This is a genomic window from Streptomyces sp. SLBN-118, assembly GCF_006715635.1.
Classification (GTDB): domain Bacteria; phylum Actinomycetota; class Actinomycetes; order Streptomycetales; family Streptomycetaceae; genus Streptomyces.
In genome coordinates, this window is the sequence record NZ_VFNP01000001.1 from 3,416,022 (window position 1) to 3,438,690 (window position 22,669).

A 22,669-nucleotide genomic window follows, 5' to 3' on the forward strand; every position below is an offset into this window, starting at 1 on the left:
GCGACGAACCGCCGGTTTAACAGCCCGGTCGCGGAGTGTTCACGCCATGGCATCCCGGCGTGTCGGGAACCACCGAACGGACTGGCTATGCTCACGACATGGCCGCACTGGGATGGCTCACCCCCCGCAGGCGCTCCGCCACAGCACGGAGCGTGCTCGCAGGCGAGGCCGCAGCCGAGGCAGCGCGCAAGTCGACACAGCAGTTCGCGGAGCTCGACGCGCTCGAAGCGAAGGAAGGCACTGCCCCGGCCGAACCGGTATTCCCCGTCGCCGGGGACGACCGGGCTGCGGCCTTCTTCGACCTCGACAACACCGTGATGCAGGGTGCCGCGATCTTCCACTTCGGCCGCGGCCTGTATAAGCGGAAGTTCTTCCAGCGCCGCGAGCTGGCCCGTTTCGCCTGGCAGCAGACCTGGTTCCGGCTCGCCGGCGTCGAGGACCCGGACCATATGCAGGACGTCCGCGAGTCCGCCCTGTCCATCGTCAAGGGCCACCGCGTCTCCGAGCTGATGTCGATCGGCGAGGAGATCTACGACGAGTACATGGCCGACCGCATCTGGCCCGGCACCCGCGCACTCGCCCAGGCGCACCTCGACGCGGGCCAGAAGGTCTGGCTGGTGACCGCAGCCCCCGTGGAGACGGCGACGATCATCGCCCGCCGCCTCGGCCTGACCGGCGCGCTCGGCACGGTCGCCGAATCCGTCGACGGCGTGTACACCGGCCGGCTCGTCGGCGAACCGCTGCACGGGCCCGCCAAGGCAGAGGCCGTGCGGGCGCTGGCCCATGCCGAGGGCCTGGACCTGACCCGCTGCGCGGCCTACAGCGATTCGCACAACGACATCCCCATGCTGTCGCTCGTGGGACATCCGTACGCCATCAACCCGGACACCAAGCTGCGCAAGCACGCGCGCGCCCTGGAGTGGCGGCTGCGCGACTACCGGACCGGCCGCAAGGCGGCCAAGGTCGGTATCCCGGCCGCCGCCGGCGTGGGCGCCATCGCGGGCGGCACCGCCGCCGCGGTCGCCCTGCACCGCCGCCGCCGCTGACGCACACCTGCCCGGTTTTCCACCGGGCACGGGCGGCGCGCCCCCGGCCATTCGGGAGGCCTTGCCCCGGCGTGCCCGTGGCCAGTCCCGTTGCCGCGGCGCGGGCACAACCCACCGCTCGATACGACAGATCGTGACCCCATTCAATCAACAAGCGTTCACAATCTGCTACTTGATGCGTCGCTTGGGCGTAACAGAAGCGACGGAAACGGCGATTTGAGCAACTGGGTGTAGCACTGCCTGTACGAAGCGTTATTCTCCTCAGACGCATGACGGACCCCACCGGTCCCCACGACGGGTGAACGGTCCCGCACTGCACGTGATGGAAGCTCTGCCTCTGGGAGTCCCGTGTACCCACACGTCGGGGTTGACGCCTCGGGCCTGGCTACGCTGCGCGCAATGGTCCTCGGCCACTTGCGCGGCTTCGTCCCCACCGCGTACGCCGTCCCCGCATTCGCCATGCCCCGCCTTGCCGTAAGCGGCCCCGCCGCCCCCTGCTACGCCCTGGCCGACGGCATCGAAAAGGTGCCGGGGCGCAGCCCTGTCGTTGAGGGGCGGAGGTCGGGTGACGGGCGGGGCGTGGGCAGACGGGGCGGCCGGGGCGGTTCCGGCGCCCCGGCCACCGCCCGCCGGCCCAGTGCCGACAGCGACAGCGCACGCATGATGGAACTGGTCGAGCGCGCCCAGGCGGGCGAGGCCGAAGCCTTCGGCCGTCTCTACGACCAGTACAGCGACACCGTCTACCGCTACATCTACTACCGGGTCGGCGGAAAGGCGACGGCGGAGGACCTCACCAGCGAGACTTTCCTGCGCGCCCTGCGCCGAATCTCCACCTTCACCTGGCAGGGCCGGGACTTCGGCGCCTGGCTTGTCACGATCGCCCGCAACCTGGTGGCCGACCACTTCAAGTCCAGCCGGTTCCGGCTGGAGGTCACCACCGGCGAAATGCTCGACGCCAACGAGGTCGAGCGCAGCCCTGAGGACTCCGTCCTGGAGTCTCTTTCGAACGCCGCCCTGCTGGAAGCCGTGCGCAGGCTCAACCCCCAGCAGCAGGAGTGCGTCACTCTGCGCTTCCTGCAGGGCCTCTCGGTCGCCGAGACCGCCAAGGTCATGGGCAAGAACGAGGGCGCGATCAAGACCCTCCAGTACCGCGCTGTGCGCACCCTTGCCCGGCTCCTTCCCGACGACGCCCGCTGACGGCCCCCAACTCACCATCGGTGACGCCTCGATGACGCACTGGTCCGATCATCTTTCGCGCGTAACCCAAGTGCCGCGACGCTCGTTGTGCGGGATGCAGGCTCCCTGTGGTCACGCCATGTCCGCAGCCACTCACTCGATCGTGTGGATGTGCTCAAGGCGTGCAACCCTCCAGACCCCGAGGGGAGTCGATCGTCATGACGAGAGGAGGTGCCGCCAGTGATCGCGAACGTATCGGCGCACCGGCGGGCGAGCGCCTTCGCCCAGGCCTTGGAAGATCAGGCGGCCGAGCAGTCCGAAGAGTCGGCCGACCCGACCGAGCACGGACAGCTGTTGGCTCTGGCGAACGGTCTCGGCGAGTTGCCGAGACCGGAGATGGATCCCGAGGCCAAGGTGGTACAGCGAGCACAGCTCGTGGCCGCCATGGAAGAGATGTTCTCCTCGGCAGGTGCGTCCTCGGGCACCGCGGTGCCCGAGCAGCGGACCGGCCGTGGCGCTCATCGCGCCTCCGGGCTCCGGAAATTGCGGCCGCGTTCCCGCTGGTCGAAGGGCCTCGCAGCCGGCGGTTTGACCGTCGGAGTAGCCGCGGGAGCCTTCGGCGGGGTGGCCGCTGCCAGTTCCGACGCGCTGCCCGGTGACTCGCTCTACGGGCTGAAGCGTGGCATGGAAGATTTCAAGCTCGGCCTGGCGGACGACGACTCCGACCGCGGCGAGCTCTATCTCGACCAGGCGTCCACCCGCCTGAACGAGGCCCGGCGCCTGATGGAGCGGGGCCGCACGGGCGCCTTGGACCACGAATCGCTGGGCGAGGTCCGCCGCGCGCTCAACGGCATGCGGCACGACGTGAGCGAGGGCCACCGCCTGCTGCACGCGGAGTACGAACGGGACGGCTCGCTCGGCCCGATGGCGACGCTCAATTCGTTCGCCAGGTCCCACCGCGACGCGTGGAACGGTCTGCGCGACCGGCTGCCCGTCCAGCTGACCGACGTCGGCGACGAGGTGAACTCCGCCTTCGACGCCATAGACCAAGAAGTCGGCCCGCTGGAGTCGCTGCTGCCCCGTCCCCCGGAGAGGGGCCGCGGCTCCCAGCCGTCCGGCTCCACGCAGGACTCCGGGCGCACCTCCGGCCCCGGCCGTACGTCACCGGCCTCACCCGGCTCGGGCGACAACCGGCTGGGCGACAGCGGCAAGCCCAACCCGTCGGGCTCGACCACGACGGCGGACGAGGGCCTGCTCGGCGGCAGCACGGGCGGCCTGCTCGAGCCACCGGCGACCGGCGCTTCGGCTTCCCCGTCCGGCAACACCTCGACGGCGCCCCAGCCCGATGTGACGATCCCGCCGCTGCTGCCGGGGATCCTGCCGGGTCTCGGCTTCAGCGACGACAACGGCTAGCAGTACTGGCTCTGCGTAGCGGGGAGGGACGACCCTCCCCGCTACGTGTGTCACAGGACGTCCGTCGGAGAGCGTCCCTCGGAAGAGCTGGCCTCAGAAGAACTGGCGTCAGAAAAACACGGACCGGCGCTGCACCAGCAGCTTGTACAGCGTGTGCTGGATCTGCTCCCGGACCTGATCCGTGAGGTTGAACATCAGCATCGGATCCTCCGCCGCCTCCGGCGGGTAGCCATCCGTCGGAATCGGCTCGCCGAACTGAATCGTCCACTTCGTCGGCAGCGGCACTGCACCCAGCGGCCCCAGCCAGGGAAACGTCGGCGTGATCGGGAAGTACGGGAACCCCAGCAGCCGCGCGAGAGTCTTCGCGTTGCCGAGCATCGGGTAGATCTCCTCGGCCCCGACGATCGAGCACGGCACGATCGGCGCCCCCGCCCGCAGCGCCGTCGACACGAAGCCGCCGCGCCCGAACCGCTGAAGCTTGTAGCGGTCGCTGAACGGCTTGCCGATGCCCTTGAAGCCCTCCGGCATCACCCCGACGACCTCGCCGCGCTGGAGCAGCCGCTCGGCGTCCTCGGAGCACGCCAGCGTGTGCCCGGCCTTTCGGGCCAGTTCGTTGACCACCGGCAGCATGAAGACCAGATCCGCGGCGAGCAGACGCAGATGCCGGTTCGCCGGGTGGTTGTCATGGACGGCGACCTGCATCATCAGCCCGTCCAGCGGAAGCGTCCCGGAGTGGTTGGCCACCACCAGGGCCCCGCCGTCGGACGGGATGTTCTCGATGCCCTTCACCTCGACCCGGAAGTACTTCTCGTACAGCGGCCGGACCATCGACATCAGGACCTGATCGGTGAGCTCCTTGTCGTAACCGAACTCATCGACCTCGTAGTCACCGGTGATCCGCCGGCGCAGAAACGCCAGCCCGCCCGCGATACGCCGCTCCCAGCCGCCACCGGAGTCCGCCGGCTGCGGGAGCGCCCCGGACTCCTCGCCGGGCGCCCCGGAAGCCCTCAGCACCCCCTGCGGCCCCGGCACAGGGCTGACCGGAACCTCGCGTACCGCCGCGGGCTCGGCCTTCCGGCGGCTCCCCGCAGGGCGTCGCCGCGCCGCGCGCTGAGCGCCGTTACGCGAACGGTCGTCGTCGAACGGAATGACCTTGGCGTCCGCCATCGTTGGCTGCGCTCCTTATTCGGCGTCGCTCTGAGTCGTCTTCGTGGCCTTCGTACGCGCACTGCCCACGCGAGGCAGTGCCGCCGCCACCTGGTCCACAGCCTTCGCCAGGGCTTCCGGCGGCAGCAGCCCCGGGCCCCGGCTGCGCGCGAAGTCCGCGAAGGTCTCCGCGGTCGTGTACTTCGGGTTGAAGCCCAGTGTCTCGCGCATCTGGTCGGTGCTCACGACCCGGCCATGGGTGAGCAGCCGGATCTGCTCGGGCGAGAAGTCCGTGACACCGACCGTGCGCAGCGCTGAGCCGACCCAGGTGACCGCGGGCAGCAGGACCGGCATCGTGGGCCGCCCCAGCCGCCGTGAGCACTGCGAGAGCAGCAGCACACCGTCGCCCGCGATATTGAACGTGCCGCTGTTGAGCGTCCCGCGACGCGGCTCGTGCAGGGCGATCCGAAGCACGTCGATCACATCGTCCTCGTGGACGAACTGCAGCCGAGGGTCGTAGCCGAACACGGTCGGCATGACGGGCAGTGAGAAGAACTCGGCGAGCGGGGAGTCCGCGCACGGCCCGAGGATGTTCGCGAAACGCAGCACGCAGACCGCCACATCGGGCCGCCGCCGCGCGAATCCGCGTACGTAGCCCTCGACCTCCACCGCGTCCTTCGCGAAGCCTCCGCTCGGCAGGGACTTGGGCGGGGTGGTCTCGGTGAAGACCGCCGGATCGCGGGGAGCCGAGCCGTACACGCTCGTACTGGACTTGATCACCAGCCGCTTGACGGTCGGCGACTTCTGGCAGGCGCCGAGAAGCTGCATGGTGCCGATGACATTGGTCTCCTTGACCGTCGTCCGGCCGCCCGCGCCCAGTGGTGTACCGGTGACGTCCATATGGACGACCGTGTCGACGTCGTGCTCGGCCAGTACACGCCCTATTGCGGGCTGGCGAATGTCCGCTCGGACGAAATCTGCCCCACCGAGATGGTGCTGAGGCCCCACCGCATCGACGCCAATGACCCGGTCCACCTCGGGATCCCGCTGGATGCGCCGTACGAGACGGCCTCCGAGCTGCCGGGCCACTCCGGTGACGAGCACGACCTTCCCCAAGATCAGCGCCTTCCCATAGGTCCGCCTAGGTCCGCCTAGGTCCCACTCTCACGCGTCACCGTAGCGGTTCGGTGTTGCCCTGTGATGACCACGCGACGCACTTTTACCAGCGGGCCGAAAACCACCGCGGCCCTCCCACCGTGCTGGTGGGAGGGCCGCGGCGACACGAACAGCTGTCGCTTACTTCTTGTTGCGACGCTGAACGCGGGTGCGCTTGAGCAGCTTGCGGTGCTTCTTCTTAGCCATCCGCTTGCGCCGCTTCTTGATAACAGAGCCCACGACTACCCTCGCTCACTTCTCTTCACTCGGTGCGGGGCGTCTGGGCCCACACGACCTACGTCGGCCTAGCCTACCCGCCCGAGCTCCGAGCCCGTAATCCGAGGGGAACCGACCGGCTCCGGCTATGCCGATTCCACCCCCACGAAGGATTCGCGGAGGTACTCGTGAACTGCTTGCTCCGGAACCCGGAAGGACCTGCCCACCCGGATCGCCGGCAGATGACCGCTGTGTACCAAGCGATACACCGTCATCTTCGACACTCGCATTACCGAGGCGACTTCCGCCACGGTAAGAAACTTGACCTCATTGAGAGGCCTCTCGCTGCCAGCAGCCATGACCCACCTGTACCTTCCGCACACGACGCACACCGGCTTCCCCTCCGGTGACTCTTCGTCGCTGTGCGCTCACTCCCCAGACTAGGGGCGGGTGATGCGAGTGGGGAAGAGGAGCAGCCATCGGCCGCCTACTGTGACAGACACGCTCGATTGAGTACATAGCGAGTCAGCGGTCGGTAGTAATCAGACCGCACAGCGTCATCAAGCGGAACGGCGACGGACACGCGCCCCTCGGCCTCGCCGACGAACAAGGCCGGATCATCCGTATCGGCCAGGCCGATGGCCTCGATCCCCAGCTGACCTGCTCCGCAGACCCAGCCATGGTCCCCGACGACCAGCTCGGGCAGCGGCCCGCCGCCCTGCACGACACCCTCCAGGGCAGCCCGAACCGGCAGCGGCGAGTGGGTGTGCGCGCCGGTGGCACTGGCGGCGCCCTGCACTCCGGGTTCCCTCACCAGCGCGACGCCTCGTACGTACTCAAGGTTGTACGTGCGTACGCCGAACCGGGTCGTTATGTCGACACATCGCCCCTGCGCGGGTGTGAGGACTTCGCATCCCACTGCCGACAATGCGTCTGCCAGCCCGGCGTAGAACCCGAGCAGCCGATGCGGATGCCCGGTCCCGAACAACACGGCCCCGCGCCGTGCGGCCACGTCCCCGATCCGCTCGGCAAAGGCCCTGAGCGCACTCAGAGTCCGCTCGGGATCAATCACATCCGGCCCGGCGACATGCGCGGGATCGCCGGAGACCCCGCACTTCTCGGCCATCAACGCGATCAAGTCCCGCTCGCCCCAGACCCCTTCGGGATCGAGCCCGAGGGTGACACGGGGATCCCTGGCGGCGAAGAGCCGATAACTGCGCAGGCTCTCCTCCCGCGAGGTGGCCACGGGCCCGGCCAACCGAGCGGCCAAGAGATGCGCACGCAGCGCTCCGGTACTCAACACGCGGTCGATGCTGCCGCACGAAGAAGAATCCCGGGCCAAAAGGGCGGATACCCCGCACAGTTGGCGTAAAGCAGTCCAGGAGTGCAGGGCAGTCGCCCCACCCCCTAAGCCAACAACCCCCGCAGCGGAAACACAGCCCCCCGCGTCGCCCGCACCGCCTGGTCCAGCCGGTCCGCCGGGTCGTATCCCTCTTCCCACGCCCGCCACTGCGGCTCAAGCCCGTCCGTCATCCGGCCCGGCCCCAACTGCCGCGTCCGCGCATACACCTCGTCCCGCCACGACGACGGGATCACCGACTCCGGGTCCACCGGCGCATGCCCCGCGATGCCCACCAGGTGCGTCCACGACCGCGGTACGACATCCACCACCGCGTAACCACCGCCCCCGAGCGCCACCCACCGCCCGTCCTCGACGCACTCGTGGGCCAACGCGTGGCACGACTCCTGCACCATTCTCTGCGCGTCCAGCGACACCGCCAGATGCGCCAGCGGATCCTCGAAGTGCGTATCGGCCCCGTGCTGCGTCACCAGCACCTGCGGCCGGAAGTCCGCCAGCAGCTCCGGCACCACCGCGTGGAACGCCCGGAGCCACCCCGCGTCCCCCGTCCCTGCCGGCAGCGCCACGTTCACGGCCGAACCCTCACCGGCCCCCGGCCCGCCCGTCTCCTCCGGCCACCCGGTCCCGGGAAACAGCATCCGGGGATGCTCGTGCAGCGAGATCGTCAGCACCCGCGGGTCGTCCCAGAACGCCGCCTGCACCCCGTCCCCGTGATGCACGTCGACGTCCACGTACGCGACCCGCTCGGCCCCCAGCTCCAGCAGCCGCGCGATCGCCAGCGACGCGTCGTTGTAGATGCAGAATCCGGCCGCCGACCCCGGCATCGCATGATGCAGCCCGCCCGCGAAATTCACCGCGTGCGTCGCCTCCCCGCGCCACACCGCCTCCGCGGCCCCCACGGACTGCCCCGCGATCAGTGCCGACGCCTCGTGCATCCCTGCGAATGCGGGATCGTCGGGAGTCCCCAGCCCGTACGCCTGATCCGCCGCGCGCGGATCGGCCGACGCGGCCCGCACCGCCGCCACATAGTCCTCGCGGTGCACGAGCCGCAGGGTCGAGTCCCCGGCCGGCTTCGCCGACACCACATCGACGACGCGATCCAGCCCGTAAGCCCGCACCAACCCCATGGTCAGCGCAAGGCGCACCGGATCCATCGGATGGCCGTCCCCGAAGTCATACTTCGTTACCGCCTCGTCCCACATCAACAACCCGCGGCCGCTCATGAACGCCACGGTATCCGGCTTGTTGCGCGTCGAACGACTTGGCATACCGCAGGGTCACCAGCACCAACACCATCGGCACGACCATCGCCCACCGGTAGCTCCACGCGTCCCCGAGCGCCCCCACCAACGGCGAACCGATCAAAAACCCCACATAGTTGAACACATTCAGCCGCGCCACCGCGGCGTCGCTCGCCGCCGGACCACCACTCTCGACAGCCCGGCGCCCCGCCGCCGCAAAGGTCTGCGGCACGATCACACACAGCCCGAGCCCCAGCATCGTGAACCCGCCAATCCCCAGCCAGGCCCCCGGCGCCACGGCCACCACCCCGAACCCGGCCGCCGCCAGCACCGTCCCGCACCGGACCACGGCCACCGCCCCGAACCGCCGCACCCCCAGATCCCCGACGGCCCGCCCGAGCAGCGTCGTGACCATATAGGCGTTGTAGGGAACGGTCGCCAGCTCCTCCGAGCTGCCCAGCACGTCCTGCAGATACTTCGCGCTCCAGTTGGAGACCGTCGAGTCCCCGATGTACGCGAAGCTCATCACCAGGCAGAGGGGCAGCAGCAGTGTGAACGCGACCCCCGCCGGCTTCTTCTCGCCCGCGGCCTGGACCGGCCCGCCCCGCTCCCCGTCCGCGTACCACCGGCTGCCGATCAACGCGACGGGCAACAGCACACCCACGACCGGCAGATACGAGACAAGCAGCGAGAGATGCCAGTGCGCCCCGGCCCACGCGAGCGAGGCTCCCGCGATCCCGCCGAGGCTGTACGCCGCGTGGAAACCGAGCATGATGCTGCGCCTGTACGCGCTCTGCAGACTCACCCCGAGCATGTTCATGGACGCGTCGAGCGCACCCACCGCCAGCCCGAACACCCCGAGCGCGAGCGCCGCCTGCCACACCTCGTCACCCGCCGCGACTCCGAGCAGCGCCAGCAGCACGACAGGCTGCGCCCACCGGAGCACCGCACTCGGGGAGACCCGCCGGACCAGCCGTTCGGTGGCGACACTCGCCACCCCGGCGAGCACCGGCACGGCCGCGAGAAAGGCGGGCAGCAGCCCGTCGGATATCCCGTACCGGTCCTGGATCGCCGGTATGCGCGTCACGAGCAGCGCGAACGCCACTCCCTGCGCGAAAAAGCTCAACGCCAAGGAGGCACGCCCGTGCCGCAACCGCGCATCTGTCATGGCCGGACAGCGTAGGCCGCTCATCTACCCATGGGTAGATCGATCACACAAGCAATGCGGGCAGTTCCGCCATGTCCCCGAAGTGCCCCTTGGCCCCCGCCAGTCTCTCGGCCGCGGTCATCGCCGTGAACCCGTACACATCCATCCCGGCCGCCCTGGCCGCCGCCACCCCGAGGGGACTGTCCTCCACGACGACGCACCGCTCCGGCGCGACCCCCATCCGCTCGGCGGCGTGCAGAAACAGGTCCGGCGCCGGCTTTCCCCGCCCGACATCCTGTGCGCTGAACACCGTCCCGTCCTCGAACAACCGGTCCAGCCCGGTCTTACGGTGCCCGACCCGGATCCGCTGATGACTCCCGGACGACGCGACACAGTACGGCACCTCGTCCGCGACCAGCTTCTCCAGCACCTCCGTGACACCGTCGACGGCGACCAACTCCCGCTCGAAGGCGGCAAAGACGCGAGCGTGCAGGGTCTCGTCAAAATCCGCGGGGAGCGTCTGCCCGGTCCGTTCCAGGACGGTGTCGTGTACGCGGTGCACAGCGGCCCCCATGTAGTCCCGCAGGGAGTCCTCGTACGAGGTGGGGTGCCCAAGCTCGGTCAGATATCCGGCGAGGATGGTGTTGGAGATGGGCTCGCTGTCGACGAGCACACCGTCGTTGTCGAAAATGACGAGGTCATAGCGCATGCCCTCAGCCTAAAGGGCTGTCCCGCACTCATGACGTACAACGCAAAAATGCCTCAACCCCCGGACAGAGTCCGGGGGTTGAGGCTAAAGATTGTTCGGCGGCGTCCTACTCTCCCACAGGGTCCCCCCTGCAGTACCATCGGCGCTGAAAGGCTTAGCTTCCGGGTTCGGAATGTAACCGGGCGTTTCCCTAACGCAATGACCACCGAAACACTATGAAGATATCCGACACCGGAATCCCCCGGCCAGGGGGGACTCGACAGTTCGTTACTTCAGAACTGACACAGTGGACGCGAGCAACTGAGGACAAGCCCTCGGCCTATTAGTACCAGTCAGCTCCACCCCTTGCGGGGCTTCCACATCTGGCCTATCAACCCAGTCGTCTACTGGGAGCCTTAACCCCTCAAAGGGGGTGGGAGTCCTCATCTCGAAGCAGGCTTCCCGCTTAGATGCTTTCAGCGGTTATCCTTTCCGAACGTAGCCAACCAGCCATGCCCTTGGCAGGACAACTGGCACACCAGAGGTTCGTCCGTCCCGGTCCTCTCGTACTAGGGACAGCCCTTCTCAAGACTCCTACGCGCACAGCGGATAGGGACCGAACTGTCTCACGACGTTCTAAACCCAGCTCGCGTACCGCTTTAATGGGCGAACAGCCCAACCCTTGGGACCGACTCCAGCCCCAGGATGCGACGAGCCGACATCGAGGTGCCAAACCATCCCGTCGATATGGACTCTTGGGGAAGATCAGCCTGTTATCCCCGGGGTACCTTTTATCCGTTGAGCGACGGCGCTTCCACAAGCCACCGCCGGATCACTAGTCCCGACTTTCGTCCCTGCTCGACCCGTCGGTCTCACAGTCAAGCTCCCTTGTGCACTTACACTCAACACCTGATTGCCAACCAGGCTGAGGGAACCTTTGGGCGCCTCCGTTACCCTTTGGGAGGCAACCGCCCCAGTTAAACTACCCATCAGACACTGTCCCTGATCCGGATCACGGACCCAGGTTAGACATCCAGCACGACCAGAGTGGTATTTCAACGACGACTCCACCTGAACTGGCGTCCAAGCTTCACAGTCTCCCACCTATCCTACACAAGCCGAACCGAACACCAATATCAAACTGTAGTAAAGGTCCCGGGGTCTTTCCGTCCTGCTGCGCGAAACGAGCATCTTTACTCGTAGTGCAATTTCACCGGGCCTATGGTTGAGACAGTCGAGAAGTCGTTACGCCATTCGTGCAGGTCGGAACTTACCCGACAAGGAATTTCGCTACCTTAGGATGGTTATAGTTACCACCGCCGTTTACTGGCGCTTAAGTTCTCAGCTTCGCCACACCGAAATGTGACTAACCGGTCCCCTTAACGTTCCAGCACCGGGCAGGCGTCAGTCCGTATACATCGCCTTACGGCTTCGCACGGACCTGTGTTTTTAGTAAACAGTCGCTTCTCGCTGGTCTCTGCGGCCACCCCCAGCTCACGGAGCACGTCCGATCACCAAAGATGGCCCCCCTTCTCCCGAAGTTACGGGGGCATTTTGCCGAGTTCCTTAACCATAGTTCACCCGAACGCCTCGGTATTCTCTACCTGACCACCTGAGTCGGTTTAGGGTACGGGCCGCCATGAAACTCGCTAGAGGCTTTTCTCGACAGCATAGGATCATCCACTTCACCACAATCGGCTCGGCATCAGGTCTCAGCCTCAATGTGTGACGGATTTGCCTATCACACGGCCTACACCCTTACCCCGGGACAACCACCGCCCGGGCTGGACTACCTTCCTGCGTCACCCCATCGCTTACCTACTACCACCTTGGACCGGCGGCTCCACCACTCCCCTTCACCCGAAGGATCCAGGACGGCTTCACGGCCTTAGCATCAGAGGGTTCAGTACTGGGCGTTTCAAAGCGGGTACCGGAATATCAACCGGTTGTCCATCGACTACGCCTGTCGGCCTCGCCTTAGGTCCCGACTTACCCTGGGCAGATCAGCTTGACCCAGGAACCCTTAGTCAATCGGCGCACACGTTTCTCACGTGTGTATCGCTACTCATGCCTGCATTCTCACTCGTGAACCGTCCACCACTCGCTTACGCGGCGGCTTCACCCGGCACACGACGCTCCCCTACCCATCCACACTCCCGTTGGGGATCATGTGTGAATGACACGACTTCGGCGGTACGCTTGAGCCCCGCTACATTGTCGGCGCGGAATCACTTGACCAGTGAGCTATTACGCACTCTTTCAAGGGTGGCTGCTTCTAAGCCAACCTCCTGGTTGTCTCTGCGACTCCACATCCTTTCCCACTTAGCGTACGCTTAGGGGCCTTAGTCGATGCTCTGGGCTGTTTCCCTCTCGACCATGGAGCTTATCCCCCACAGTCTCACTGCCGCGCTCTCACTTACCGGCATTCGGAGTTTGGCTAAGGTCAGTAACCCGGTAGGGCCCATCGCCTATCCAGTGCTCTACCTCCGGCAAGAAACACACGACGCTGCACCTAAATGCATTTCGGGGAGAACCAGCTATCACGGAGTTTGATTGGCCTTTCACCCCTAACCACAGGTCATCCCCCAGGTTTTCAACCCTGGTGGGTTCGGTCCTCCACGAAGTCTTACCTCCGCTTCAACCTGCCCATGGCTAGATCACTCCGCTTCGGGTCTTGAGCGCGCTACTAAACCGCCCTGTTCGGACTCGCTTTCGCTACGGCTTCCCCACACGGGTTAACCTCGCAACACACCGCAAACTCGCAGGCTCATTCTTCAAAAGGCACGCAGTCACGACGCACAGAGCAAGCTCTGCACGCGACGCTCCCACGGCTTGTAGGCACACGGTTTCAGGTACTATTTCACTCCGCTCCCGCGGTACTTTTCACCATTCCCTCACGGTACTATCCGCTATCGGTCACCAGGGAATATTTAGGCTTAACGGGTGGTCCCGCCAGATTCACACGGGATTTCTCGGGCCCCGTGCTACTTGGGTGTCTCTTAAACGAGCCGCTGACGTTTCAGCTACGGGGGTCTTACCCTCTACGCCGGACCTTTCGCATGTCCTTCGCCTACATCAACGGTTTCTGACTCGTCTCATCGCCGGCAGACAATGAAAAAGAGATCCCACAACCCCGTATGCGCAACCCCTGCCGGGTATCACACGCATACGGTTTGGCCTCATCCGGTTTCGCTCGCCACTACTCCCGGAATCACGGTTGTTTTCTCTTCCTGAGGGTACTGAGATGTTTCACTTCCCCTCGTTCCCTCCACACTGCCTATGTGTTCAGCAGCGGGTGACAGCCCATGACGACTGCCGGGTTTCCCCATTCGGAAACCCCCGGATCAAAGCCTGGTTGACGGCTCCCCGGGGACTATCGTGGCCTCCCACGTCCTTCATCGGTTCCTGGTGCCAAGGCATCCACCGTGCGCCCTTAAAAACTTGGCCACAGATGCTCGCGTCCACTGTGCAGTTCTCAAGCAACGACCAGCCACCCACCACCCCACCCAACAGGGCGAGTTCACCGGGGCCGGCATCCCGAAGGACGAGCTCACGCTCGCACCCTCAGACACCCAACAGCGCGCCCGACACGATCCCCTGACCACACGTTCCACGCCGAAGCAGTACTAGTGAAGCCCTGAAACCGTGCCGAATAGTCAACGTTCCACCCATGAGCTACCAGCACCGGACGTGCGCCGGTGTACTGGCCTCTGACCAGACCGGGGTCTGGTGAGAAGTGCTCCTTAGAAAGGAGGTGATCCAGCCGCACCTTCCGGTACGGCTACCTTGTTACGACTTCGTCCCAATCGCCAGTCCCACCTTCGACAGCTCCCTCCCACAAGGGGTTGGGCCACCGGCTTCGGGTGTTACCGACTTTCGTGACGTGACGGGCGGTGTGTACAAGGCCCGGGAACGTATTCACCGCAGCAATGCTGATCTGCGATTACTAGCAACTCCGACTTCATGGGGTCGAGTTGCAGACCCCAATCCGAACTGAGACCGGCTTTTTGAGATTCGCTCCGCCTCGCGGCATCGCAGCTCTTTGTACCGGCCATTGTAGCACGTGTGCAGCCCAAGACATAAGGGGCATGATGACTTGACGTCGTCCCCACCTTCCTCCGAGTTGACCCCGGCAGTCTCCTGTGAGTCCCCATCACCCCGAAGGGCATGCTGGCAACACAGAACAAGGGTTGCGCTCGTTGCGGGACTTAACCCAACATCTCACGACACGAGCTGACGACAGCCATGCACCACCTGTATACCGACCACAAGGGGGGCACCATCTCTGATGCTTTCCGGTATATGTCAAGCCTTGGTAAGGTTCTTCGCGTTGCGTCGAATTAAGCCACATGCTCCGCTGCTTGTGCGGGCCCCCGTCAATTCCTTTGAGTTTTAGCCTTGCGGCCGTACTCCCCAGGCGGGGAACTTAATGCGTTAGCTGCGGCACCGACGACGTGGAATGTCGCCAACACCTAGTTCCCAACGTTTACGGCGTGGACTACCAGGGTATCTAATCCTGTTCGCTCCCCACGCTTTCGCTCCTCAGCGTCAGTAATGGCCCAGAGATCCGCCTTCGCCACCGGTGTTCCTCCTGATATCTGCGCATTTCACCGCTACACCAGGAATTCCGATCTCCCCTACCACACTCTAGCCAGCCCGTATCGAATGCAGACCCGGGGTTAAGCCCCGGGCTTTCACATCCGACGTGACAAGCCGCCTACGAGCTCTTTACGCCCAATAATTCCGGACAACGCTTGCGCCCTACGTATTACCGCGGCTGCTGGCACGTAGTTAGCCGGCGCTTCTTCTGCAGGTACCGTCACTTGCGCTTCTTCCCTGCTGAAAGAGGTTTACAACCCGAAGGCCGTCATCCCTCACGCGGCGTCGCTGCATCAGGCTTTCGCCCATTGTGCAATATTCCCCACTGCTGCCTCCCGTAGGAGTCTGGGCCGTGTCTCAGTCCCAGTGTGGCCGGTCGCCCTCTCAGGCCGGCTACCCGTCGTCGCCTTGGTAGGCCATCACCCCACCAACAAGCTGATAGGCCGCGGGCTCATCCTTCACCGCCGGAGCTTTCAACCCCCCAAGATGCCTCGGGAGGTGGTATCCGGTATTAGACCCCGTTTCCAGGGCTTGTCCCAGAGTGAAGGGCAGATTGCCCACGTGTTACTCACCCGTTCGCCACTAATCCACCCCGAAGGGCTTCATCGTTCGACTTGCATGTGTTAAGCACGCCGCCAGCGTTCGTCCTGAGCCAGGATCAAACTCTCCATGAATGTTTACCCGTAATCGGGTTCAACACCACAAGAGCGGGACAACCAGTCGGAATAAGACCAGTCGTCCACAGCGTCCTCGCTGTGTTTTCGCCTGCCCGCCACAAGGGCCGACAGGACTTTCAAAGGAACCTCCAACCCACCGAAATGGGCCGGGGTTGTCAATCTGGCGTTGACTTTTGGCACGCTGTTGAGTTCTCAAGGAACGGACGCTTCCTTCGTACTCACCCTCACGGGCTTTCCTCCGGGCGCTTCCCTTCGGTCTTGCGTTTCCGACTCTATCAGACTCTTTCGTGTCCGATTCCCCGTCGGCGGGTTCTTCGCTTTGCGGCCTTTCGGCTTTCCGGCGATTCCGACTCTACCAGATCCTTTCGGGCCTGATTCCCGGTCGAACTCGGGATGCCTTTCCGGCCGTTGAGCCGTTCCGACGAGTGAGACTTTAGCGGAATCCTTGTCCCCGACGCTAATCGGGGCTGCGTCCGTTCGAACGCCGATTCCTCATTTCGCAAAAGCGCACGGAAAGCCGGGCGACAGGAGGTCGCTTGCTGAAGTGGATCTTGCGGAATGGTTGTCCCGGGACCGGCCGAAGTCGGTGCTCACGCCGGACAACTCGGAGAACAGTACGGATCTGGGAATCCGCTGTCAACCTGGTGCCTGCCAGCGTACTCTCGTTCGCATGACTATGCGTAGGTGCTTCCTTCAGTGGTGGGCCGCCTGAGGCGGCCGGCACTTACGCATGCACTAGACGGCCGCCGCTACGGCGGCCGTTCGCGTTTCTCCCTACGGGAGTCCGGCCGCTGGTGGCGGCGGCTCCGACAGGAGACGGAGAGCGGAATGACTCGGATCTTCAGCGGGATCAAGCCCACGGGGCATCTGACGCTGGGCAACTACCTCGGGGCGCTGCGCCGGTGGGTCGACGTGGATCAGCATCAATCGGACGCGTTGTTCAGCGTGGTCGATCTGCATGCGCTGACCGTCGAGCACGATCCGGCCCGGGTGCGCAGACTCAGTCGTCAGGCCGCCACGCTGATGCTGGCGGCCGGGCTGGATCCGGAGCTGTGCCTCGTTTTCGTGCAGAGTCATGTGGACGAGCACGCGCGGCTGTCGTATCTGCTGGAGTGCACTGCCACGGACGGTGAGCTGCGCCGCATGATCCAGTACAAGGAGAAGGCCGCGCAGGCGCGGGCGGCCGGGCAGAGTGTGCGGCTGTCGCTGCTGACCTATCCGGTGCTGATGGCGGCGGACATCCTGGCCTATGGGACCGACGAGGTGCCCGTGGGGGACGACCAGACACAGCATGTGGAGCTGACCCGGGATCTGGCGGTGCGGTTCAACCAGCGGTACGGGCACACGTTCACCGTGCCCAGGGCGACGCATCCGCCCGTGGCCGCGCGGGTCATGGATCTGCAGGACCCGACGTCGAAGATGGGGAAGTCGCACGCGGCCGGGGCGGGGATCGTCTATCTGCTCGACGATGCCGATGTCGTCCGCAAGAAGATCATGCGGGCGGTGACGGACAGCGGGCGCGAGGTCGAGTACGACCGTGCGGCGAGGCCGGGTGTCGCGAATCTGCTCGAAATCCTGGCGGCCTGTGAAGGTGGGAACCCCGTCGAGCTGGCCGGTGCGTATCCGTCGTACGGGGCTTTGAAGAAGGACACGGCCGAGGCGGTGGTGGAACTGCTGCGGCCGGTCCGGGAGCGGCATGCCGAGCTGGCGGCGGATCCGGGATATGTCGACGGCGTGCTGAAGTCGGCAGCAGAGCGGGCCAGGGGAATGGCCAGGCCGAGAGTTGATGCCGCCTATCGGGCGATCGGGCTGCTGCCCGGGTAGCGGCGGACGGCGAGCCCACCGCTGTGGCGCCACAGCGGTGGGTCGACAGGCCTCAGCCGCTGCCGGATGCGAGCTCGCGGCTGCGGTCGCGGGCCGCTTCGAGGGCGGCGATCAGTGCGGCGCGTACACCGTGGTTCTCGAGTTCGCGGATGGCGCTGATGGTGGTTCCGGCGGGGGAAGTGACTGCTTCACGGAGTTTGACGGGGTGTTCTCCGCTGTCGCGGAGCATGACCGCCGCACCGATGGCGGCCTGGACGATCAGGTCGTGCGCCTGGGCGCGGGGAAGGCCGAGCAGGATGCCCGCGTCGGTCATGGCTTCGACGAGGAAGTAGAAGTACGCCGGACCCGAGCCGGACAGGGCGGTGGCGGCGTCCTGCTGGGACTCGGGGACACGGAGGGTCTTGCCGACGCCGCCGAAGATCTCCTCGGCGTGGGCGAGGTGGTCGGCGGTGGCATGGCTGCCGGCCGAGATCACTGACATGCCCTCGTCGACCAGTACGGGGGTGTTGGGCATGACGCGTACGACGGGCGTGCCTGCGGTCAGGCGCTCCTCGATGAAGGAGGTGGGGATACCGGCCGCGGCGCTGATGACGAGACGGTCCGCGGTGATGTGCGTGCTGAGTTCGTCGAGGAGCTTGCCCATGTCCTGCGGCTTGACGGTCAGGATGAGGGTGTCGGCGCGCTTGGCGGCCTCGGCGTTGGTGACGGGCTCGACGCCGTAGCGGGTGCGGAGTTCGTCGGCGCGGTCGGCGCGGCGGGTGGTGACCAGCAGATCGGCGGGCCGCCAGCCGGCGCGGATCATGCCGCTGAGGAGGGCCTCGCCGATCTTGCCCGTGCCGAGGACTGCGACTGTCTGGGTCATGGCTCTGTTCACCTCGCCGGTGGGGATACGTGGGGCCATCCTCGCACCGGGGATGTCACCGTGCCGTGACGTCCGAGGGGCGGGATCACAGCGCGCTGCGGGACCGCCACTCGGACCAGGAGAGGTTCCAGTCCCCGTAGCCGTTGCCCGCGGCGACGGTGTCCTTGGAGTTGGTCACGCGGATGACGTCGCCCGGGATGACCTGCTCGTAGAAGCCGCGAGCGGTGCCGTCGGATGCGAGGCCGATGCAGCCGTGGGTGACATTGCTGCGGCCCGCGAGGGTGTTGGCGCGGTCGTTCTCGTGGAGGTAGGTGCCGGAGGTGGTGAGGTGGACGGCGTAGCTGTACCAGCCCTGGTAGGAGTCGGCGATGTCGACGGTGCGCGAGTCCATATAGACGCGGCGCTGCTTGTCCGAGACGACCATCGTGCCGTTCCAGGTGTCGTAGCCGGGGCCGCCCGCGGTGATCGGGATGGTCCGGGTGGCCTCGCCGTCCCTGACCACGGTCATCGTGTGGCTGCGGACGTCGACGGTCGCGACGAGTGAGCGGGCGACGGTGAAGGAGCGTGCGATGGACGGGCCCGCCGTAAGGCTGACCTTGGTGCCCGGCTTCCAGTAGCTCTCGGGGCGGAAGTCCACGCGCTGGCCGTCGTGGAGGTTGCGGTCCTTGATCCAGGCCCAGGCGCCGGTGACTCCGGGGTTGGCGGTGACCTTCAGCAGGCGTTCCACGTCGGCGCGCTCCGGCTCGGGTATCGGGCGCTTGAAGGTGACCGATATCGGCATGCCGACGCCGACGTGCGCTCCTTCTGCGACGTTGACGGTGGCGTCGGCCAGGTGGGCACGGGTGGCGGCGGTCGGCGGTGTGGCCGTGGGCCGGGATGCCCCGGGCGAGGTGGTCGAGCTGTTGTCGCCCGGCCGCGCCGGTGCGGTTGCGGCACCCGATGTGACGCTCGCTCCCGAGCAGCCGGTGAGCGACAGCGCGCAGATGAGGCCGAGTACGGCGGCGCCGATGTGTCCTCGCATGAATTCCTCCCCCTGAATCAGCTGATGGGTCAGCTGTGTTGGTCCGGCTTCTGTACGAACGGGGAGAGGCGCAGGTTGCACGAGCGGCGCGGAAAGTTCCGAGGGAACCGCGGGGGCGTGTGGGCTGTCCTACGGCTCGTGACCGAGGAGGAATTCGACACCTTCTACGCGGCCTCTTTCCCGCGCCTGGTGGGGCAGTTGTATGCGTTGACGGGGGATCACGGCGAGGCTCAGGACGTGGTCCAGGAGGCGTTCGTACGGGCCTGGGACCGTCGTGTCCACTTCCTGGCCGACGCGGCTCCGGAGGCGTGGATCCGTACGGTTGCGATGCGGCTCGCGGTGAGCCGCTGGCGGCGGGCGAGACGGTGGCTCGAACTGGTGCGGCACCATCCGCCGGCGGACCGTACGCCGGGGCCGGGGCCGGAGCACACGGTGCTGGTGGAGGCGTTGCGGCAGCTGCCGGAGGCGCAGCGGCAGGCGGTGGTGCTGCACCATCTCTGCGACCTGAGCATTGAGCAGATCGCCGCGGAGACGGGGTCCCCGGCCGGCACGGTCAAGGCCCGGCTCTCTCGTGGGCGGGCCGCGCTCGCCAAGTTGTTGTCTCCGGAGGAGTCCGCCGACGAGAGGGAGGGGAGCCATGTCTGAGCACGAGCCGGACTCGCTCGGCTCCGCGTTGCGGGTGCTGGCCGCGGATGCGGAGGCGGCGCCGTCGCTGGCCGGCGGGCAGGTCCGGCGTCGCGGTGAGGCGCGGGGCAGGCGTCGGCGGGTGGTGGGGGCGACGGCTGTGGCCGTTGCGCTGGTGGCGGGGCTTGCGTTCGGTGTTCCAGGTCTGATGGGTGCGGGCGAGGCCGAACAGCCGCCTGCCGCAACGACGCCGAGTCCTTCGCTGCCGAAACCGCCGCCCCTGGCGGCGGCCAGTCTCGACACCCAGAACATGGTGCTGACGGTCACCGGGCGCGACGGCCGGTCTCGTTCGATCGGCGTGCGGATGAAAAAGGGCACCGCCTTGATCCGGCTCACCGTCGCCGAGAAGAACCCGAGGGCCAACATGTACGCCGACCTGCCCACGGCGGACAAGTTCGTGTACGACGCACTGTGGGTGGTGAAGCTGACCAGAACGGGCGGTGCTCCCGTCTACATCACGCAGGTGTCCCCGCTCACGAGCCGTTCGTCGAGCGTGATCGCTGTGGGCTCGGCCGACGCGAAGTGGGTCTACGACCAGCTCGAGGTCGGGGACGTGGTGGTCCCCAATTAGGTCCTGTCCGGCCGATCAGGCCGGATCAGTGAGCGGCCCGCCGCGGAGCGGCTGATGTCACCGCGGTGCGTGCAGCTGCAAGGCGGAGGATGGGGGTCCCCCCGCCGAAGGCAGGGGGAGAGCCCACGCGGAGCGTAGGCGACTGACGACAACGCAGCGTGGGGGCACCGCCCGTGCCCGAAGGGCTACGGGGGTGGGGGCCCCCTCCCACGCCGAAGGCTGTGGGGGAGCGTGCCAGAGCACGCGAGCCCGGCAAGATTCGGCCGAACAGGACCTAAGCCGTGCGGCGGCGGAGGGTCGCCGCGCCCAGGGTCAGGACGAGGATCCCGCAGGCCGCGACGATCAGGACGTCGCGGGTGAAGTCGCCCGTGGCGTCCGGGTGGCGAAGGACCTGGTTCATCGCGTCGACGGCGTACGACATGGGCAGGACGTTCGAGATCCCTTCCAGGACGGGCTGCATCTTCTCCCGCTCGATGAACAGCCCGCAGAGCAGCAGCTGCGGGAAGATCACGGCCGGCATGAACTGGACCGCCTGGAACTCGGAGGCGGCGAAGGCCGAGACGAACAGGCCGAGTGCCGTGCCGAGCAGGGCGTCAAGGAGGGCCACGAGGAGCAGCAGCCAGGGCGAGCCGATGACGTCCAGACCCAGTGCCCACAGCGCGAGCCCGGTCGCGAGCAGGGACTGGACGACGGCGACGAGTCCGAAGGCCAGGGCGTAGCCGGCGATCAGATCGCCCTTGCCCAGGGGCATGGCGAGGAGGCGTTCCAGGGTGCCGGAGGTGCGTTCGCGCAGAGTGGCGATGGAGGCCACCAGGAACATCGTGATCAGCGGGAAGATGCCGAGCAGCGAGGCGCCGATGGAGTCGAAGGTCTTCTCGCTGCCGTCGAAGACGTATCGCAGCAGGAAGAGCATCAGGCACGGAACGAAGACCATCAGCGCGATGGAGCGCGGGTCGTGGCGCAGCTGGCGCAGGACCCGTGCGGCGGTGGCAAGGGTGCGTGAGGTGCTCATCGGGCGTTCTCCTCAAGGGCCTGGGTCTGCGGCATCCGGGTCGCGTCGCCGTCGGCCCGGCGGGCGTCGGCTTCGTCGACCAGGTGGAGGAAGGCGGCTTCGACCGTCTCCGAGCGGGTGCGGAAGCGCAGGTCGTCGGGGCTGTCCTCGGCGAGGATCTCGCCCTCGCGCATCAGGAGCAGGCGGTGGCAGCGCTCGGCTTCGTCCATGACGTGCGAGGAGACGAGGATCGCCGCGCCGCGTTCTTCGGCGAGGCGGTGGAAGAGGATCCACAGGTCGCGGCGCAGGACGGGATCGAGGCCGACGGTCGGTTCGTCGAGGACGAGCAGTTCGGGTGTGCCGAGCAGGGCGACGGCGAGGGAGACGCGGGTGCGCTGGCCGCCGGAGAGCCTGCCCGCGAGGGAGTCGGCGTGCGAGGTGAGGTCGACGTCGGCGATGGCGCGCGCGACGTGTTCGCGGCGGGCCTCGCGACGGCGGCGGCCCGGTTCCAGTACGGCGGCGAAGTAGTCGAGGTTCTGGCGAACCGTCAGGTCGTCGTAGACGGACGGGTCCTGGGTGACATAGCCGATCCGTGAACGGAGTGAGGCGTCGCCGGCGGGCCTGCCGAGGATCTCGAGGGTTCCGGTGACCTTGGCCTGCGTGCCGACGACCGCACGCATCAGGGTCGATTTGCCACAGCCGGACGGGCCGAGGAGGCCGGTGATACGGCCGGGCGGGACGCTGAAGTCGATACCGCGCAGGACGGTGCGGTCTCCCCTTGTGACGGTGAGCCCTCGGGCCAGGACGGCCAATCCTGAAGAATTCATCATGCGATGAATAATGCGCTTGGGG

The 22,669-nt window shown here is 66.5% G+C and carries 18 protein-coding genes and 3 rRNA genes; 6 read left to right on the forward strand and 15 right to left on the reverse strand.

Features of this window, described 5'->3' with window-relative positions; all coding sequences use genetic code 11:
- The first annotated feature begins 98 nt into the window (after window positions 1–98).
- The 3 genes from FBY35_RS15495 to FBY35_RS15505 all read left to right on the forward strand — a co-directional run bounded on the left by FBY35_RS15495 (window position 99) and on the right by FBY35_RS15505 (window position 3,635).
- The gene (locus FBY35_RS15495; RefSeq protein WP_142214356.1) at window positions 99–1,046 is read left to right on the forward strand and encodes an HAD family phosphatase; all 948 of its coding nucleotides are present in this window, start codon (window positions 99–101) and stop codon (window positions 1,044–1,046) included.
- A gap of 348 nt (window positions 1,047–1,394) precedes the next feature.
- Window positions 1,395–2,243, forward strand: a complete 849-nt coding sequence (locus tag FBY35_RS15500; RefSeq protein ID WP_142214357.1) for an ECF subfamily RNA polymerase sigma factor, BldN family — start codon at window positions 1,395–1,397, stop codon at window positions 2,241–2,243.
- Window positions 2,244–2,462: 219 nt separating this feature from the next.
- Window positions 2,463–3,635 carry a DUF5667 domain-containing protein gene (locus FBY35_RS15505; RefSeq protein WP_142214358.1) on the forward strand — a complete coding sequence of 391 codons (1,173 nt, stop codon included), beginning with the start codon at window positions 2,463–2,465 and terminating at the stop codon, window positions 3,633–3,635.
- 108 nt (window positions 3,636–3,743) lie between these two features.
- On the opposite strand, the gene FBY35_RS15510 is transcribed toward FBY35_RS15505, so the two are convergent.
- The 11 genes from FBY35_RS15510 to FBY35_RS15560 all read right to left on the reverse strand — a co-directional run bounded on the left by FBY35_RS15510 (window position 3,744) and on the right by FBY35_RS15560 (window position 15,861).
- Window positions 3,744–4,802: a lysophospholipid acyltransferase family protein gene (locus tag FBY35_RS15510; RefSeq protein WP_142214359.1), complete on the reverse strand. Its 1,059-nt coding sequence runs from the start codon at window positions 4,800–4,802 to the stop codon at window positions 3,744–3,746.
- A gap of 15 nt (window positions 4,803–4,817) precedes the next feature.
- Window positions 4,818–5,897, reverse strand: coding sequence for an NAD-dependent epimerase/dehydratase family protein (locus FBY35_RS15515; protein ID WP_142214360.1), 1,080 nt, complete (start codon window positions 5,895–5,897; stop codon window positions 4,818–4,820).
- Between the two features lie 180 nt (window positions 5,898–6,077).
- On the reverse strand, window positions 6,078–6,176 hold the full coding sequence (locus FBY35_RS15520; protein WP_003948845.1) for a 30S ribosomal protein bS22: 99 nt from the start codon (window positions 6,174–6,176) through the stop codon (window positions 6,078–6,080).
- A 122-nt stretch (window positions 6,177–6,298) separates the two neighbouring features.
- Entirely contained in the window at window positions 6,299–6,511 is a 213-nt protein-coding gene (locus tag FBY35_RS15525) for a helix-turn-helix domain-containing protein (protein WP_014046653.1), read from the reverse strand.
- 128 nt (window positions 6,512–6,639) lie between these two features.
- Complete coding sequence (locus FBY35_RS15530; protein WP_142214362.1) at window positions 6,640–7,455, reverse strand: phosphatase; 816 nt, start codon at window positions 7,453–7,455, stop codon at window positions 6,640–6,642.
- 104 nt (window positions 7,456–7,559) lie between these two features.
- Complete coding sequence (locus tag FBY35_RS15535) at window positions 7,560–8,735, reverse strand: acetoin utilization protein AcuC (RefSeq protein WP_186356943.1); 1,176 nt, start codon at window positions 8,733–8,735, stop codon at window positions 7,560–7,562.
- Complete coding sequence (locus FBY35_RS15540; RefSeq protein WP_186356944.1) at window positions 8,686–9,921, reverse strand: MFS transporter; 1,236 nt, start codon at window positions 9,919–9,921, stop codon at window positions 8,686–8,688. The genes FBY35_RS15535 and FBY35_RS15540 overlap by 50 nt, the downstream gene beginning before the upstream one ends.
- A 43-nt stretch (window positions 9,922–9,964) precedes the next feature.
- Complete coding sequence (locus tag FBY35_RS15545; protein WP_142214363.1) at window positions 9,965–10,609, reverse strand: HAD family phosphatase; 645 nt, start codon at window positions 10,607–10,609, stop codon at window positions 9,965–9,967.
- Between the two features lie 93 nt (window positions 10,610–10,702).
- Window positions 10,703–10,819: ribosomal RNA gene (rrf, locus tag FBY35_RS15550) — 5S ribosomal RNA — on the reverse strand.
- Between the two features lie 92 nt (window positions 10,820–10,911).
- Window positions 10,912–14,035, reverse strand: a 23S ribosomal RNA gene (locus tag FBY35_RS15555).
- 300 nt (window positions 14,036–14,335) lie between these two features.
- Window positions 14,336–15,861, reverse strand: a 16S ribosomal RNA gene (locus FBY35_RS15560).
- Together the 16S, 23S and 5S rRNA genes form the textbook arrangement of a ribosomal RNA operon.
- An 831-nt stretch (window positions 15,862–16,692) precedes the next feature.
- Between FBY35_RS15560 and trpS the strand changes: the two genes are divergently transcribed.
- Window positions 16,693–17,688, forward strand: a complete 996-nt coding sequence (trpS, locus tag FBY35_RS15570) for a tryptophan--tRNA ligase (protein ID WP_142214364.1) — start codon at window positions 16,693–16,695, stop codon at window positions 17,686–17,688.
- A gap of 52 nt (window positions 17,689–17,740) precedes the next feature.
- Here the strand turns inward: trpS and proC are convergent, their stop codons facing one another.
- Window positions 17,741–18,550: a pyrroline-5-carboxylate reductase gene (gene proC / locus FBY35_RS15575; RefSeq protein WP_142214365.1), complete on the reverse strand. Its 810-nt coding sequence runs from the start codon at window positions 18,548–18,550 to the stop codon at window positions 17,741–17,743.
- A gap of 85 nt (window positions 18,551–18,635) precedes the next feature.
- The gene (locus FBY35_RS15580; protein WP_142214366.1) at window positions 18,636–19,571 is read right to left on the reverse strand and encodes a L,D-transpeptidase; all 936 of its coding nucleotides are present in this window, start codon (window positions 19,569–19,571) and stop codon (window positions 18,636–18,638) included.
- Window positions 19,572–19,709: 138 nt separating this feature from the next.
- Here FBY35_RS15580 and FBY35_RS15585 point away from each other — a divergent pair, with 138 nt between their 5' ends.
- Window positions 19,710–20,216, forward strand: coding sequence for a SigE family RNA polymerase sigma factor (locus tag FBY35_RS15585; protein WP_142214367.1), 507 nt, complete (start codon window positions 19,710–19,712; stop codon window positions 20,214–20,216).
- Window positions 20,209–20,826: a murein L,D-transpeptidase gene (locus tag FBY35_RS15590; protein WP_142214368.1), complete on the forward strand. Its 618-nt coding sequence runs from the start codon at window positions 20,209–20,211 to the stop codon at window positions 20,824–20,826. Before FBY35_RS15585 ends, FBY35_RS15590 begins: the two co-directional genes overlap by 8 nt.
- Window positions 20,827–21,100: 274 nt before the next feature.
- Here the strand turns inward: FBY35_RS15590 and FBY35_RS15595 are convergent, their stop codons facing one another.
- Window positions 21,101–21,838, reverse strand: a complete 738-nt coding sequence (locus tag FBY35_RS15595; protein WP_142214369.1) for an ABC transporter permease — start codon at window positions 21,836–21,838, stop codon at window positions 21,101–21,103.
- Window positions 21,835–22,647, reverse strand: a complete 813-nt coding sequence (locus FBY35_RS15600) for an ABC transporter ATP-binding protein (protein ID WP_142214370.1) — start codon at window positions 22,645–22,647, stop codon at window positions 21,835–21,837. The genes FBY35_RS15595 and FBY35_RS15600 overlap by 4 nt, the downstream gene beginning before the upstream one ends.
- Between the last annotated feature and the right edge of the window lie 22 nt (window positions 22,648–22,669).

Excerpts from the sequence above, each read along its gene's own strand:
- FBY35_RS15495 (WP_142214356.1), top strand. The coding sequence starts at position 99 with ATGGCCGCACTGGGATGGCTCACCCCCCGCAGGCGCTCCGCCACAGCA.
- FBY35_RS15510 (WP_142214359.1), bottom strand. The coding sequence starts at position 4,802 with ATGGCGGACGCCAAGGTCATTCCGTTCGACGACGACCGTTCGCGTAAC.
- FBY35_RS15525 (WP_014046653.1), bottom strand. The coding sequence starts at position 6,511 with ATGGCTGCTGGCAGCGAGAGGCCTCTCAATGAGGTCAAGTTTCTTACC.
- FBY35_RS15535 (WP_186356943.1), bottom strand. The coding sequence starts at position 8,735 with ATGAGCGGCCGCGGGTTGTTGATGTGGGACGAGGCGGTAACGAAGTAT.
- FBY35_RS15540 (WP_186356944.1), bottom strand. The coding sequence starts at position 9,921 with ATGACAGATGCGCGGTTGCGGCACGGGCGTGCCTCCTTGGCGTTGAGC.
- FBY35_RS15545 (WP_142214363.1), bottom strand. The coding sequence starts at position 10,609 with ATGCGCTATGACCTCGTCATTTTCGACAACGACGGTGTGCTCGTCGAC.
- trpS (WP_142214364.1), top strand. The coding sequence starts at position 16,693 with ATGACTCGGATCTTCAGCGGGATCAAGCCCACGGGGCATCTGACGCTG.
- proC (WP_142214365.1), bottom strand. The coding sequence starts at position 18,550 with ATGACCCAGACAGTCGCAGTCCTCGGCACGGGCAAGATCGGCGAGGCC.
- FBY35_RS15580 (WP_142214366.1), bottom strand. The coding sequence starts at position 19,571 with ATGCGAGGACACATCGGCGCCGCCGTACTCGGCCTCATCTGCGCGCTG.
- FBY35_RS15590 (WP_142214368.1), top strand. The coding sequence starts at position 20,209 with ATGTCTGAGCACGAGCCGGACTCGCTCGGCTCCGCGTTGCGGGTGCTG.
- FBY35_RS15595 (WP_142214369.1), bottom strand. The coding sequence starts at position 21,838 with ATGAGCACCTCACGCACCCTTGCCACCGCCGCACGGGTCCTGCGCCAG.
- FBY35_RS15600 (WP_142214370.1), bottom strand. The coding sequence starts at position 22,647 with ATGATGAATTCTTCAGGATTGGCCGTCCTGGCCCGAGGGCTCACCGTC.